We start from the raw sequence: 12,305 nt of genomic DNA, 5'->3' as shown, positions 1-12,305 counted from the left end.
CACAGTTCGCTCGGGTATCTGACGCCCAAGCAGTTTGCAGACAGTTTTTTAACCGCAGACTCTAATTTGGTTTCGTACTAAATTGGGGAGCAGGTCACATCTATCCCATTGATGATGGTTAACTAGTATGGTTACAGGGCCGATTTCTCGACCGGCTTCGACGCCGAAGACTAGGTTGGGCGCTTCCCGTGCCGAGTCCGCTGCGGACGAACCGGATCCGAACCTGGTCGGTGCGGACGCCCGTCGATCTCAAGCGAAGTGGTCCGGTGGTAAGCGCAAGAGTGCTTGCAACACGGCGTCGAATTTCGCCGAATCCGTGTGGATCGCATCGTAGGCGTCTGGGTCCGGCATCTTGTTGTAGGAAGAAGCCTTAGCGAAGAGCGCAAACCGTGCCGGCTGAACGTACCGGGTGACATATCGGGTGCCTAGGGGGAAGGACTCGCCGCGGCCCTGCATCGAGTCCGCCTGAAAGTTCTGTCGAGAGTCATATGTGCCGCTCGGGAGCTGGGCAAGCTCTTCCCTGCCGCCATGGACATTGGCGGGCCTTTGGGCCTCCATCGTGCCGCATTCGAGAATCACGTGCGCCAAGTCAAGGCGTCCCGGTGGGCACCGGAAGCTCGCGATCGTGGGGCGCATCACGTTTACCGCAAGCTTGAACCCGTCGTCAGAATCGTGGCTGGTATGCCATTCGATCGCGTCATCGTCGAACGGCGAAACGCGCGCCCCACTGATGTCATGACCGCCACGGTCTGGCAAGAAAAAATGCACACACCCCCTACGGGACAGAGCCGTAAGCAGGTTGGCGATGTTGGCCGCTCCGGTAAAAACTGCCGTGTTTGGGACGGCAGTCGGAAAGGCCTCTTGTACGGATGCTTCCCATTCGTCCATCAGGGATGTGCGGCTCATGGCGTACCTCGTGTTATGGGCTAGCGCTATTGTGCCCCGGTAGAATTTCGGCGAGAAGGTCGTGTAATCCCGGTTTCGCTCCGGTTCTCGCGGGCGCTTTCCGTTTGACATTTTCTTGACATGAATCGGTCGATTTAGGGCCTAAATCGCGTGAAAGTGCTGCCGTTGATAGGGGCGGATGTCGCTGTAAGCGATTGATTTTGCAGCACTTTTCGCTATTGTCTTTTACAAAAAACGCGTCTCATAATCCGTTGGGGCTCGGTTCGACTCCGAGGAGGCCCACCAAAGAATTACTCAGGTATCAAGCACTTGGCGCCACCCTGACCGGTGGCGTTTCTTTTTGCGCGATGCCGTTTGACCAAAATCGATCCGTTCCCTGCCGCCAAGCTCCTTGAGCACCATGAGCGGCGTGCCGCGCTGAACGTGCCAGCTCGGCCAGGTGTGCCGCAGGTCGTGGAAGTGGAAATCCTCGAAGCTGGGCCGGCTGGCGGACCACCGCGACGTGCATAGGAACACCGCTACCAAACACAACGGGCTGATCATGTCCCGGCTACGGGGACTGCGGGGCAAGGGCAGCGAGCGCGCCACGCCGAGGGTGGAGAACCCAGGCCATGCAGACGATTACCGAGGCGCTGGATGCGGCCGGGCTGCTAATCGTGGAATGGTGGCGCTGTAGCTACAAAAATAGATTGCCACTCCCTAATTATGTAGCTACAATAATTAAATGGAAATCACATTCGACCCTGCCAAGGATCAAATCAACCAGAGCAAGCATGGCGTGTCCTTGGCGCTCGCAGCTCGGATCGATTGGCCCGAAGTGATGTCGAAACCTGATACCCGGCACGACTATGGCGAACTTCGAGAGATCGGGTATGCGGTTATCGAACAACGCCTGTTCTGTGTCGTGTTCACGCAGCGTGGCGATGTGATGCATGTAATCAGCCTGCGCAAGGCGAACTCCAGGGAGGTGAAGGCTTATGCCGAAGCTTAAGAAAGGGCTCATCATGCCCACCCCAGACGAGGATGCGGCGATCAACGCCGGCATCGCCGCGGACCCTGACACCTACGAGCTGGGCAAAGAAGAGTTCAAGCAACTGCGGAAAGTTGGGCGCCCGCGCGCGGCTCAAACGAAAGTCCAACTCACGGTCCGTTACGATCAGGAGGTTGTGGACGCGTTCAAATCCAGCGGGCCAGGTTGGCAGTCGAGGATGAATGACGCGCTGCGGGACTGGCTCCGGGATCACCGGGCACGGGACCTTGTGCAAAAGACGTAAAAAACGTGGTCATAGGTCTTGGAGCCATCGACGTTCCTGTACCGTGCGCTCCCCCGAGTGGCGGCGAGGATTCCCGCACATCCAGCAGCTACATGGCGTTGGGGTATCGATGACCTTGCTCCGCTCAGCTTCCCCGGTCAGTTTGTGACCCCACCAATAGGCCCGCTTTCGCCGCAGCCTGGCGCGTGCGGCGCGCCGTTCCGCTTTTCCTGACATGGTTTTCCTCGCACATTTTCATACGTTGAATGTGCGAAAGCCCGCTCAGGGGCGGGCTATGGGCGGAATGCTGGCTTTGTTGTGTCGGGCAGCCAGCGGCCCCGCGTCGGCAGCCCATCCCGGTTTCGCCATGGCGGGGGTGGGCAGTTCGCCGTGCTTCTTTTCGATCGAAGGGAAGTAGGACGCCGGACCGGTGACTTTTTCTTGGGTTGCCATGTTGGCCTCGGTAGCATATATCGAGAGCCGGCCAGCCTGTGAGGCGACCGGTGTCACCGGTACGACGAATGAAGGCGGCCGGAATCGACAGCTCATAGGGCCGATTCCGCGCCTTGGCTCCTGTAGCCTCGCGCCAGCCACCCCGTGGCCAACTCATCCCCATTCAGCGCCGGCGAAAAATAAAACCCTTGTCCCAAGGTAAACCCGATCTTGCGCAGCTGGTTGCGCTGGACCTCGGTCTCGATGCCTTCGGCGACCATGTCCAGGTGCATCGCGCTTCCCAGCCCATAGATTGCCTGGCAGACGATTTCGGCATCGTCGCTGGCGCCCAGGTCGTCGATGACGCTCTTGTCGATCTTGATGCAGTCGAAGGGCAGGGCTTTCAGGTGGCCGATGTTCGAGGCGCCGCTGCCGAAATCGTCCAGGGATAGCGGGAAGCCCAGGGCCTTGAGGCGGTTGAGTACGTTGATCGACAGGTTGGGGTTCGTCATCACGGAGGATTCCGTCAGTTCGAACTCGATCTGCGACGGGCTCAGGCCGTGGCCCAGCACGCAGCGCAACGATTTTTCGGGAAAGTCGTCGTCCAGCAGTTGTTTCGCGGAAAGGTTGACGGCCGTTACTGGCGGGACGAAGCCGCGCCGGCGCCACTCGACGAGCTGGCGACAGGTTTCATGTAGCACCCAGTCTCCCAGGGGGACGATGAGGCCCGAGGTTTCCGCCACGGGAATGAATTCGTCGGGAGCGACCTGGCCCAGCGCCGGGGAATGCCAGCGGCACAATGCCTCGACGCCGTGGAGCTTGCCGGTATCCAGGTGGACCTTGGGCTGGTATTGCAGGAGGAATTCGTTGCCGGTCTCGACCGCGCGCCGCAGTTCCACTTCGAGTTTCATGGGGCGGACGGCTTGTACGACGGTGTTTTCGTCGTAGACCTGCAGCCGGTTTTCTCCCAGCGTGATGGAGCGCGCCAGGGCCTGGTTGCCGTGCGCGATGAGTGTCTCCAGGGCATCGTGGTCGCCCGAGGACGAACTGATGCCTATGTTCAGGCTCAGGTGCAGGTCGCGGCCATGGAAATGGAAGGGGCGGCGGAAGGCGGCGAAGACGTCGTCGACCAGCGCGACGGTTTCGTCCAGGGGATCGGCCATGACGAACAGGCCGAAGGTGCCATCGTCGAAGCGCGCCAGGGTCGGGTTCTTCACCACGGCTTCCAGCCTGCGCGCTGCCTGGGTCAGCAGGGATTCGGACAGGCGCGGGCCCAGCGTCACGCTGACGTTGCGCAGCCGGCGGATGGAAATGAGCAGTACGACGATCTTGTCGTCGGAGCCGGCGAGTTTTCGAAGCGCGGCATCCAGTTCGAGCCAGAAGCCGGCCCGGTTGAGGAGGCCGGAGGCGCGGTCCCGGACCAGCAGCGTCCTGACCAGGTCCTGCTGCTCGTTGAGTTTGCGGCCCAGGTTGGTCTTCTGCTGGATGAGTATCAGCATGCCTCCTGCGATCATGGTCACGCAGAACTGGGTGAGCGGCATGACGATGAGCAGCGCTCCGGCCGCATGGGCCAGCCATAGCGCGGCGGCCTGGTTCAGCGAGGCCCAGGCGCCCATCGTGGCGAGGGCGCGCGCCGAGACCGCGCCGGGCTCGGGCACGAGCCGGTCGGGCCAGCGCGCCAGGAGGAGGATGCCGAGGAAGATGGTGGCCAGGACCGCCACGCCTATGGGGGCCACGGGGCCGCCTATCCAGCTGCGCGTGATGGCGCCGATGACCAGGGACACGAGCGCGGGTATGGGGCCGCCGAACAGGTAGGCCAGCACCAGGATGGCGCCTCGCATGTCGGCGATCGTGTATGGGCCGTGGTGGACCGAGGACATCATGGCCAGCCACATCGCGGCGCCGAACAGCACCGACATGTGGAGGTTCCCCTGCCTGCCGCCGGGCAGCCACGCCCTGAGCGCGACATAGACCGAAGTCAGCGCGATCGGAGTCAGGGCGGACAAAAGGAGGGGGAACAGGGTGTTCATACGTTCCCGCGCGCAAGGTGCGACTCCTCACCTGCGGCGCGGCGGATTACGGTCTGGCTTCAAAAGTGTAATCGCATCATCGATCCTGGATGTGGTGGAACGGTATTGTCAGGAACCCTTATCTTGGCCCCCCCTGGACGCCGGTTTCCTTCCGCCACACATCGTCCCGCGGCATGCTGGGGTTGGCCGGCCGCCGGTCGTAGTAGGGGATCAGCGGCACGTACAGGCCGTATAGTCGGCGCAGCTCGCCGATGGGCTCGTCGTGTTCGTCCACCCGCAGGTCGACCCAGGCGTAGGACTTCCTGTTGTGCACCAGCAGCGCGGCCGAGTGCTGGCCGGCCACCTGGCCGCCGGCGTCGCGCGCGGCTTCCAGCACGCAGACCAGGCGGTCGGCCAGTTCCAGGTCGGCGTGCCGTTCGAAGGCCTCGGACATGGCGGTGAGCGTGCGCTCGCTGGTCAGGCGGTTGCCCAGCACGACATAGTCCTGCTTGGCGATGTGGCCCTTCCAGTCCTCGTTGTCCTTGCCGGTGACGGCGGCGGTCCGGCCGTCCTTGTCGATGACGGCGATCTGCCGCCAGGCGATGTTGTCCTCGCCGTCGCTCTCGATGATGTCGTTCAGCACCTTGCGGGCGGAATAGCCCTGTTCCAGCAGCGACAGGCCCAGCGGTCCCAGGCGGGGATCGCCGTTGGCCTGCACGACCAGCCCCCCTATGCCGGGCCGCAGGAACGGGCACTTGGCGCCGATGGCCATGGGGCGCGTGGCGATGGCGATGCCGAACATGCCCGTGCGCGGGCAGCGGGCGATCACGGAGAACGTCATGGATACCTCCTTGGGGTGGATGGGGCTAGTCGACCTTGACGTTGGCCGCCTTGATGATGGCGGCCCACTTGGGGATCTCGGCGCGCAGGTAGGTATCGAACTGCTGGGGGCCGGCGCCGATGATCTCGGCGCCGAAGCCGTCCATGCGCGTCTTGATGTCGGGCGAGGCGAGCGCGGCGGCGATGTCCTTGTGCAGCCGTTCGACGATGGGCTTGGGCGTGCCGGCCGGCGCGAAGATGCCGAACCAGACCGCGACGTCGTAGCCGGGCAGGCCGGCCTCGGCCACCGTGGGCAGGTCGGGCAGCGAGGCCGATCGCTTGGTGCCCGCCACCGCCAGCGCGCGCAGGCGGCCGGCCTGGATGTGGGGCAGCAGGGCGGGCGGGTTCTCGAAGGCCATCTGCACCTGGCCGGACAGGAGGTCGTTCAGCGCCGGGCCCGTGCCCTTGTAGGGGACGTGGACGATGTCGACGCGGGCCAGGTACTTGAAGAGTTCGCCGAACAGGTGCTGCGAGGAGCCGTTGCCGGTGGACGAGAAGTTGAGCTGGCGGGGGTGGGCCTTGGCATAGTCGATTAGCTCGGGCACCGACCGGATCGGCAGCGAGGGATGGACCACGAGGATGTTGGGCACCACGGCGGCCAGCGTGACGGGCGCGAAGTCGCGCATGGGATCGTAGGGCAGCCGGGGATACAGGCCGGGCGCGATGGAGTGGGTGGGCGAGCTGCCCATGACCAGGGTGTAGCCGTCGGCCGGCGCCTTGGCCACGTAGTCCGAGCCTATGGTGCCGGCCGCGCCGGGGCGGTTTTCCACGACCACGGGCTGGCCCAGCGATTCGGTCAGCTTCTGCGCCAGCGCCCGGCAGAAGATGTCGTTGGCGCCGCCGGGCGCCCAGGGGCTGACCAGTTTGACCGGGCGCGCCGGATAGTCCTGCGCGGCCGCCTGGCTGCTGGCTATGGCTACCCCCAGCAACAGGTAGCGTGACCACTTCGACAACTTGCCGTTCCATCTGCTCGAGCGCATGGCGTGTCCTTGGAAAGACGACGAGGAATCAGTTGCCGGCTCCCGCCTTGGGGTAGAGGGTGGCCGTGTATCGGTAGCGTTCGGGGTGATAGACCGCATCGACGATCTCCACCGGCCGGTTCTGCGCGTCGTAGTAGATGCGGGTGGCGCGCAGCACCGGCGTGTTCCGGGGGATGCCCAGGCGGGCGGCGATCTCTCGGGTGGCGGCCAGGGGCTCGACGAGCTGGTCGGCGTGGTCGATGCGGACGTTCAGGCGGGTCTGCAGGTATTTGACCGGCGGCAGCGGACCGGCCACCTCGGCGGCGCCTATGCCGTCGGCCACGTGTTCGGCGAAGTAGAAGTGGGCGTAGTCCAGCGGTTCGGCGGGCGCCACGTGGTTGACCGCGCGCACGCATTTCCATTGCTGCGTGCCCAGGCCGAAGAGTTCGCGCAGCCTGGCCGGCAGGGGCGTCCAGGCCTCGTCCACGACGGTGACCTGGTTGCGCGGCAGGACCTCGTCGATCACGCCTACCAAGGTCACGTCCTTGGTGGCCCGGCGCGGATCGTTGACGAAGGTGCCGACGCCGCGGCGGCGGACGATCAGGTGGCGGGCCAGCAGTTCCTCGACGGCCTTGCGGACGGTGATGCGGCTGACGCCGAACTCGCGGCACAGGCTGTCTTCCGGGGGCAGGGCATCCCCGGGGACGAGCTGGCCGCTGGCGATGCGCTGGATGAGGTGCTCGGCCACCTGCCGGTACAGCGGCGCGCCGCCTTCGGCAAGCAGCGGGTTGGGAAGGTTCATGCGTGAGTCATGCCGTCATGATGTGAAGGCATCATGACGGCATGACATCATGATGTCAAGATCGAGCCATCGTCCCTGTCCGTTCCATGGCCGGCAGGAATCGCCGCCGCCGCAGGTTCACCGCCAGCACCATCAGCGCCAATCCCATCGCGAATGCGATCGCCAGGGTCGGCCCGATGCGGTCGGATTGCGCCAGGCCGATGCCCGCCAGCGTGGCGCCGAGCGACTGGCCGCCCACGCGGGCGATGGCCTGCATGCCGCCGGCCGCGCCGACCCGGTCGCGCGGCGGGCTGGACAGCATGTCGTGCGTGTTCGGCGCCTGGAACAGGCCGACGGCGATGCCCCCCAGCGCCAGGCCCGGCGCCAGCAGCAGGAACAGGTGGTCCGGGGCCAGCAGGATCCACGACAGGCCGGCCACCATGACGATGGCGGCCGTGGCGCACAGCGTGGCCGCGCCGAAGCGCGCGAGCAGGCGGCTGGCGAAGAAGGTGGTGACGGTGGCGCCGATGGGCCAGACGGTCAGCAGCAGTGCCGCCTGCGGCAGGGTCAGGCCCCGGTCGCCGTGGAAATGGAAGGGCAGCGCGATCAGGCTGGCCATCTGTGTCGCGAACATCAGCAGGGACGTGAAGATGGACAGGCGGAAGCGGACGATGGCGAACAGGTCCAGCGGCAGCAGCGGGCGGGCGCGGCGGGCATCCCGGCGTATCCAGGCCAGCCAGGCGGCCGCCGCCGCGAGCAGGACGGCCAGGCCCGTGGGGGGATGGACGCCCAGTCGGTCCAGGCCGATGACGGTCAGGCTCAGGGCCGCGACGTTCAGGGCCATGCTGGGCAGGTCGAGCCGGGTCGGGCGGCGCGGCGTCGCGGGCAGGGCGAAGGCGCAGAGCCAGGCGAGGGTGCCGGCGGGCAGGGCGATCGAGAACAGCCAGCGCCAATGGGCGACGGCGAGGATGGCGGACGACAGGGCGGGACCCGCCGCGGCGGCCAGCGTCACGGCCATGGTGTTGATGCCCAGGCCGGTGGCGAAGAGGCGCGCGGGGTAGGCGGCGCGCAGCAGCGCGGCGGCACTGCTCATGATGCATCCCGAGCCCAGGCCCTGGACGATGCGGGCCGACACCAGCGTCCGGGCATCGGGCGCGAAGGCACAGGCCAGTGCGCTGAGCGTGAACAGCAGCAGCCCCAGCCGGAAGACGCGGGCATAGCCCACGCGTTCACCCGCCACGGCAAGCGGCAGCAGGCTGGCCACGATAGTGAGCTGGTAGGCGTTGAGCAGCCAGACGGATGCCGCGGGAGACATGCCGGTCTCGGCGGAGATCAAGGGCAGCGCGACGTTGAGCATGCTGCCGTCCAGCACGCTCAGGATGGCGGCGAGGGTGATGGCGCCGACCGCCACGGCGCGCCGCGGCATGCGCAGGCCGTCGTCCGCCGGCGCGGGGAAGGAGAGGGAGTCTGGTGCGGACACGCGGATGAGGCCTCGTGCGGCGCCCGGGCCGGGCATCGCGGCAAACGACATGGGGAGCCCGCATGATGCATGCGGCGCGGGTCGCGGCGAACGAAGGATTGCGCATGACCTTATCCGCTTCCGGGCATGCCGAGCCGGTGCGAAAAACGTATGTCGATAGTCGATCTTATTTGTTCGCTTCAACGGACAAGGTGACTAAGCTTGCCGGTCTTCGCAACGACGACAGACAGATTCATGGAAGTCCAGGCCCTGACGCCGACCGTAGGCGTGCGCATCACCGATTTCAAGGCGTCCGAGGCGACGCCGGCCGATGTCGAGCGGCTGAAATCCCTTATCGCCGAGCATTGCGTGATCCATCTGCCCGGTCAGTTTCTGGACGCCGGCGGCCTGGAGGATTTCGCCGGACGCTTCGGTGAACATTGGCTGGGTTCCTTCCTCAAGCCCATCGACGGGCATCGCCATGCGATCCCCATCAAGAACAACGGCAAGGCACTCGCCATTTCCGAACGTTGGCACGCCGACAGCACCTACGATCAGTGTCCGCCCTACCTGTCGTTCCTGACGGCGATCGACCTGCCGCCGCTCGGGGGCGACACGATGTGGTGCAACCAGTACCTGGTCTACGAGTACCTGCCGGAGGGCGTGAAGCGGCTCATCAATCGGATCCGCGCGGTGCACTACAACCGCGGGCAGGTCAAGGTGCGCACCGGCGCGAGCCGCGACGACCTGCCCGGCTTTGCGCATCCACTGGTGATCAGGCATCCGGTCAGCGGCCGGCCGGTGTTCTACCTGAGCGCCCATGCGGAGCACCTGGAAGGGATAGGCAGGGAAGAGAGCGCGCTGCTGCTGGACTGGCTGCGCCGCTACAACGGCCAGCCGGCATTCAGCTACCGGCACCGGTGGTCGGCGGGCGACGCGATCATCTGGGACAACCGGTGCACGACGCACTACGCCGTGCATGACTACGGCGACTATCCGCGTTACCTGAACCGCGTGACCGTCGCCGGTCCCCAGCCCGAAGCCTATTTCGACATCGACTAGATCCCTACACGGGATGCATCAGAGGTTTTTCACATGAACACCCACATCGCACGGCGCAGATTGCTTGCCGCCGCCACGGCCGGCATTATGGCCGGCGCGCTGCCCATGCCCGGCCTGGCACAGGACTATCCATCCAAGCCCGTCACGCTGGTCATTCCCTACCAGGGCGGCATCACCGAACAATTGGGGCGGCTGTACGCCACCGAGCTCGAGAAGGTATTGGGCAAGTCCGTCATCGTCGAGGTCAAGCCGGGCGCGGGCGGGGTGATCGGCGGCAAGTACGCGGCGCGCGCGCCGGCCGACGGCTATACGCTGGTCGTGACGTCCGGCCTGACGCAGGAGACCGCGCAGGGGCGGTTCGATACCTTCGCCGAACTGGAGGCGATCACCGCCATCACGTCGCAGGCCTTCCTGCTCTACGTCAAGCCCGACAGTCCGATCACGACGATCAAGGATTACGTCGAGTACGCGAAACGCCATCCCGGCAAGCTGACTTATGGCAGCGTGGGGCCGAACACCTCGGCACACATCATCGGCCAGACGCTGGAGAAGAGCGCCGGCATCAAGCTGGTCCACGTACCCTACAAGGGAGGCGGCGCGCAGGCCCTGGCCGTGATGTCAGGGGAACTGGCTTCCGGCTACCTGACGTCGGCCTTCATCAAGCCCTACGTCGAGGGCAAGACCCTGCGGCCCATCGCGATCGTCTCGGACCAGCGCAGCGAGATCTACCCCGACGTACCGACCATCGTCGAGGCCGGCTATCCCGACCTCGCGCCGGTCGGTTCGTCGTGGTTCGGCATCTTCGCGCCCAAGGGGCTGCCGGCCCCGGTGAAGGACGCGCTGGTCAAGGCGGCCGGGACCATCCACGATGCCGGCCCGGTGGCCGCCTTCGTGCGCAACTCCGGCGGCGTCCTGTTGACCGCCGGCCCCGCCTACGCCACGAAGAAGACCCAGGAGGACATCGACTTCTGGAAAGCCTTCTACCGGACGCACGGCGCGAAGTGAGCGCGCGGACGTGAACGGGGACGCCGCGCCGCATCGCAGCTTCGTCGAGGATCGCGCCGAGCGCGCGCGCCGGACGCTGCCCGCCGAACTGTGGGCCTATCTGTCGGGGGGCGCGGAAACCGGCGCGGCGCTGCGCCGCAATCGCGACGCGTTGGATGCCGTGGCGTTGGTTCCCCGCGTGCTGGTGGATGTGACGGACATCGCGTGCTCGGCCTCTTTGCTGGGCCGCGAACTGTTGCTGCCGGTCATGTTGGCGCCGGTGGGGTCGCTCCACCTGGTGCATGAGCAGGGCGCGGCGGGCGCACAGCGGGCGGCCGAGTCGGCGGGCATCGCCTATGCGCTCGGCTCGGCCCTGCCCGACGCGGGTGCGCTGCGGGTGCCGCCGCGGGCCTGCGGTTTGTTCCAGCTTTACGTGGACGGCAACCAGGACTGGCTGGACGAGCAATGCGCGGCCGCCGTCGACCGGGGGTACTCGGGCCTGATCGTCACGGTGGACGCGCCGGTGTTCCCGGTCCGCCCCGCCGATGTGGAAACCGGTAATCATGCCGCGCTGCGCAGCGTACGCGGCACCAGCGCGCATCGCTGCTCCTTCGATTGGACCGCGCTGCGGCGGCTGATCGCCGCCCATCCCGGCATTCCGTTCTTCATCAAGGGCATCCAGGATCCCGACGATGCCGTTCGCGCCCGCGACCTGGGCGTGGCGGGCGTCTATGTCTCGAACCACGGGGGCCGGCAGTTCGACCAGGGCGCCGGTACGCTGGCCCTGCTCGGCCCGATCGCGCGGGCGCTGGACGGCAGCGCGACGCTGGTCGTGGACGGGGGCTTCGAGACCGGCAACGACGTGCTCAAGGCGCTGGCGCTGGGAGCGGACGTGGTGGCCCTGGGGCGCGCCTGTCTGTACGCCTATGCCCTGGACGGCGAAACCGGCCTGGCGGCCTATCTGTCCGCGCTGCGGCGGCAGATCCTCACCAATATGGCCCTGCTGGGCACGCCCACGCTGGCGGACCTGCGGGGCCTGAGGGTCCTCAAGCGCTGACGCGGCCGGGCGGCGCGCGGCGATCCAGCCATCACCTTTCAAGGCAGTCGAGTGGAAAGAGTCTATGCAGCGGTGTTTCTGGTCCTCGTGGGGGCGGGGGCCGTTCATTTGTCGATCGGCTACGGCATCGGCGATTCGCTGGAGCCGGGGTCGGGCTACTTCCCGATGATCCTGGGCGTGCTGCTGGCGGTCCTGGGCACGGCCATCGCCGTGCGTGAGTTCTGGGGGCGGCGGGAGGCGGCCGCCATCGGCCGGTGGCCGGTGCGGCCGCTGGCCTGCATCATCGGCGGCCTGGTCGTGTTCGCGGTGCTGCTGGGGGGCGGCGGGTCATCGGGATTCCGGGGCGCCGGGCTGGTGCCCGCCATGTTCGTGCTCGTGTTCATCACGGGGCTTGCCAATCAGCAACTGTCGTTCCGGGAGAATCTGCTGCTCTCGGCGCTGCTGACCGCGATCTCGCTGGTGATTTTCGTCGCTTTGTTCGGCCTGGCCATCCCGCTGTGGCCGTGGTCGTACTGAACCGGACT

General features: G+C 66.2%; 14 protein-coding genes. 6 read left to right on the top strand and 8 right to left on the bottom strand.

Annotated elements, in window-relative coordinates:
* Positions 1 to 249: 249 nt before the first annotated feature.
* Together ABD104_RS12025 and ABD104_RS30320 are read right to left on the bottom strand one after the other, a co-directional pair.
* Positions 250 to 906 carry a hypothetical protein gene (locus ABD104_RS12025; protein WP_343927602.1) on the bottom strand — a complete coding sequence of 219 codons (657 nt, stop codon included), beginning with the start codon at positions 904 to 906 and terminating at the stop codon, positions 250 to 252.
* Positions 907 to 1,200: 294 nt separating this feature from the next.
* On the bottom strand, positions 1,201 to 1,449 hold the full coding sequence (locus ABD104_RS30320) for a site-specific integrase (RefSeq protein ID WP_425543330.1): 249 nt from the start codon (positions 1,447 to 1,449) through the stop codon (positions 1,201 to 1,203).
* Positions 1,450 to 1,630: 181 nt separating this feature from the next.
* On the opposite strand from ABD104_RS30320, the gene ABD104_RS12015 reads away from it, so the two are divergent.
* Together ABD104_RS12015 and ABD104_RS12010 are read left to right on the top strand one after the other, a co-directional pair.
* Positions 1,631 to 1,897 (top strand): BrnT family toxin, encoded by a 267-nt coding sequence (locus ABD104_RS12015; protein WP_087840839.1) that lies wholly within the window; start codon positions 1,631 to 1,633, stop codon positions 1,895 to 1,897.
* Positions 1,884 to 2,180: a BrnA antitoxin family protein gene (locus ABD104_RS12010; protein WP_254914655.1), complete on the top strand. Its 297-nt coding sequence runs from the start codon at positions 1,884 to 1,886 to the stop codon at positions 2,178 to 2,180. The genes ABD104_RS12015 and ABD104_RS12010 overlap by 14 nt, the downstream gene beginning before the upstream one ends.
* A gap of 261 nt (positions 2,181 to 2,441) precedes the next feature.
* On the opposite strand, the gene ABD104_RS12005 is transcribed toward ABD104_RS12010, so the two are convergent.
* The 6 genes from ABD104_RS12005 to ABD104_RS11980 all read right to left on the bottom strand — a co-directional run bounded on the left by ABD104_RS12005 (position 2,442) and on the right by ABD104_RS11980 (position 8,699).
* Entirely contained in the window at positions 2,442 to 2,612 is a 171-nt protein-coding gene (locus ABD104_RS12005) for a hypothetical protein (RefSeq protein WP_176400825.1), read from the bottom strand.
* 92 nt (positions 2,613 to 2,704) lie between these two features.
* Positions 2,705 to 4,621 (bottom strand): putative bifunctional diguanylate cyclase/phosphodiesterase, encoded by a 1,917-nt coding sequence (locus ABD104_RS12000; RefSeq protein WP_343927601.1) that lies wholly within the window; start codon positions 4,619 to 4,621, stop codon positions 2,705 to 2,707.
* A 118-nt stretch (positions 4,622 to 4,739) separates the two neighbouring features.
* On the bottom strand, positions 4,740 to 5,441 hold the full coding sequence (locus tag ABD104_RS11995; protein WP_343927600.1) for a DUF1028 domain-containing protein: 702 nt from the start codon (positions 5,439 to 5,441) through the stop codon (positions 4,740 to 4,742).
* A 25-nt stretch (positions 5,442 to 5,466) separates the two neighbouring features.
* Positions 5,467 to 6,459 carry a Bug family tripartite tricarboxylate transporter substrate binding protein gene (locus ABD104_RS11990; protein ID WP_343927599.1) on the bottom strand — a complete coding sequence of 331 codons (993 nt, stop codon included), beginning with the start codon at positions 6,457 to 6,459 and terminating at the stop codon, positions 5,467 to 5,469.
* Between the two features lie 28 nt (positions 6,460 to 6,487).
* Positions 6,488 to 7,240 carry a GntR family transcriptional regulator gene (locus tag ABD104_RS11985; protein WP_343927598.1) on the bottom strand — a complete coding sequence of 251 codons (753 nt, stop codon included), beginning with the start codon at positions 7,238 to 7,240 and terminating at the stop codon, positions 6,488 to 6,490.
* 55 nt (positions 7,241 to 7,295) lie between these two features.
* Entirely contained in the window at positions 7,296 to 8,699 is a 1,404-nt protein-coding gene (locus ABD104_RS11980; RefSeq protein WP_343927597.1) for an MFS transporter, read from the bottom strand.
* A 234-nt stretch (positions 8,700 to 8,933) separates the two neighbouring features.
* On the opposite strand from ABD104_RS11980, the gene ABD104_RS11975 reads away from it, so the two are divergent.
* The 4 genes from ABD104_RS11975 to ABD104_RS11960 all read left to right on the top strand — a co-directional run bounded on the left by ABD104_RS11975 (position 8,934) and on the right by ABD104_RS11960 (position 12,297).
* Positions 8,934 to 9,740: a TauD/TfdA dioxygenase family protein gene (locus ABD104_RS11975; protein WP_343927596.1), complete on the top strand. Its 807-nt coding sequence runs from the start codon at positions 8,934 to 8,936 to the stop codon at positions 9,738 to 9,740.
* A 33-nt stretch (positions 9,741 to 9,773) separates the two neighbouring features.
* On the top strand, positions 9,774 to 10,745 hold the full coding sequence (locus ABD104_RS11970; protein WP_343927595.1) for a Bug family tripartite tricarboxylate transporter substrate binding protein: 972 nt from the start codon (positions 9,774 to 9,776) through the stop codon (positions 10,743 to 10,745).
* Between the two features lie 10 nt (positions 10,746 to 10,755).
* Complete coding sequence (locus tag ABD104_RS11965; RefSeq protein WP_343927594.1) at positions 10,756 to 11,781, top strand: alpha-hydroxy acid oxidase; 1,026 nt, start codon at positions 10,756 to 10,758, stop codon at positions 11,779 to 11,781.
* A 72-nt stretch (positions 11,782 to 11,853) separates the two neighbouring features.
* Positions 11,854 to 12,297 carry a tripartite tricarboxylate transporter TctB family protein gene (locus tag ABD104_RS11960; protein ID WP_343927593.1) on the top strand — a complete coding sequence of 148 codons (444 nt, stop codon included), beginning with the start codon at positions 11,854 to 11,856 and terminating at the stop codon, positions 12,295 to 12,297.
* Positions 12,298 to 12,305 lie beyond the last annotated feature (8 nt).

This window comes from Pigmentiphaga daeguensis, from assembly GCF_039523035.1.
GTDB classification, from domain to species: Bacteria; Pseudomonadota; Gammaproteobacteria; order Burkholderiales; family Burkholderiaceae_B; genus Pigmentiphaga; species Pigmentiphaga daeguensis.
The sequence above is the reverse complement of the archived record's forward strand: the minus strand, read 5'-3'. Positions and strand labels throughout refer to the sequence as shown.

Bases quoted from the DNA above. Each gene is read 5' to 3' on its own strand.
- ABD104_RS11970 (WP_343927595.1), top strand. From the start codon at position 9,774: ATGAACACCCACATCGCACGGCGCAGATTGCTTGCCGCCGCCACGGCC.
- ABD104_RS30320 (WP_425543330.1), bottom strand. From the start codon at position 1,449: ATGATCAGCCCGTTGTGTTTGGTAGCGGTGTTCCTATGCACGTCGCGG.
- ABD104_RS12010 (WP_254914655.1), top strand. From the start codon at position 1,884: ATGCCGAAGCTTAAGAAAGGGCTCATCATGCCCACCCCAGACGAGGAT.
- ABD104_RS11995 (WP_343927600.1), bottom strand. From the start codon at position 5,441: ATGACGTTCTCCGTGATCGCCCGCTGCCCGCGCACGGGCATGTTCGGC.
- ABD104_RS12005 (WP_176400825.1), bottom strand. From the start codon at position 2,612: ATGGCAACCCAAGAAAAAGTCACCGGTCCGGCGTCCTACTTCCCTTCG.
- ABD104_RS12015 (WP_087840839.1), top strand. From the start codon at position 1,631: ATGGAAATCACATTCGACCCTGCCAAGGATCAAATCAACCAGAGCAAG.
- ABD104_RS12025 (WP_343927602.1), bottom strand. From the start codon at position 906: ATGAGCCGCACATCCCTGATGGACGAATGGGAAGCATCCGTACAAGAG.
- ABD104_RS12000 (WP_343927601.1), bottom strand. From the start codon at position 4,621: ATGAACACCCTGTTCCCCCTCCTTTTGTCCGCCCTGACTCCGATCGCG.
- ABD104_RS11990 (WP_343927599.1), bottom strand. From the start codon at position 6,459: ATGCGCTCGAGCAGATGGAACGGCAAGTTGTCGAAGTGGTCACGCTAC.
- ABD104_RS11985 (WP_343927598.1), bottom strand. From the start codon at position 7,240: ATGAACCTTCCCAACCCGCTGCTTGCCGAAGGCGGCGCGCCGCTGTAC.
- ABD104_RS11975 (WP_343927596.1), top strand. From the start codon at position 8,934: ATGGAAGTCCAGGCCCTGACGCCGACCGTAGGCGTGCGCATCACCGAT.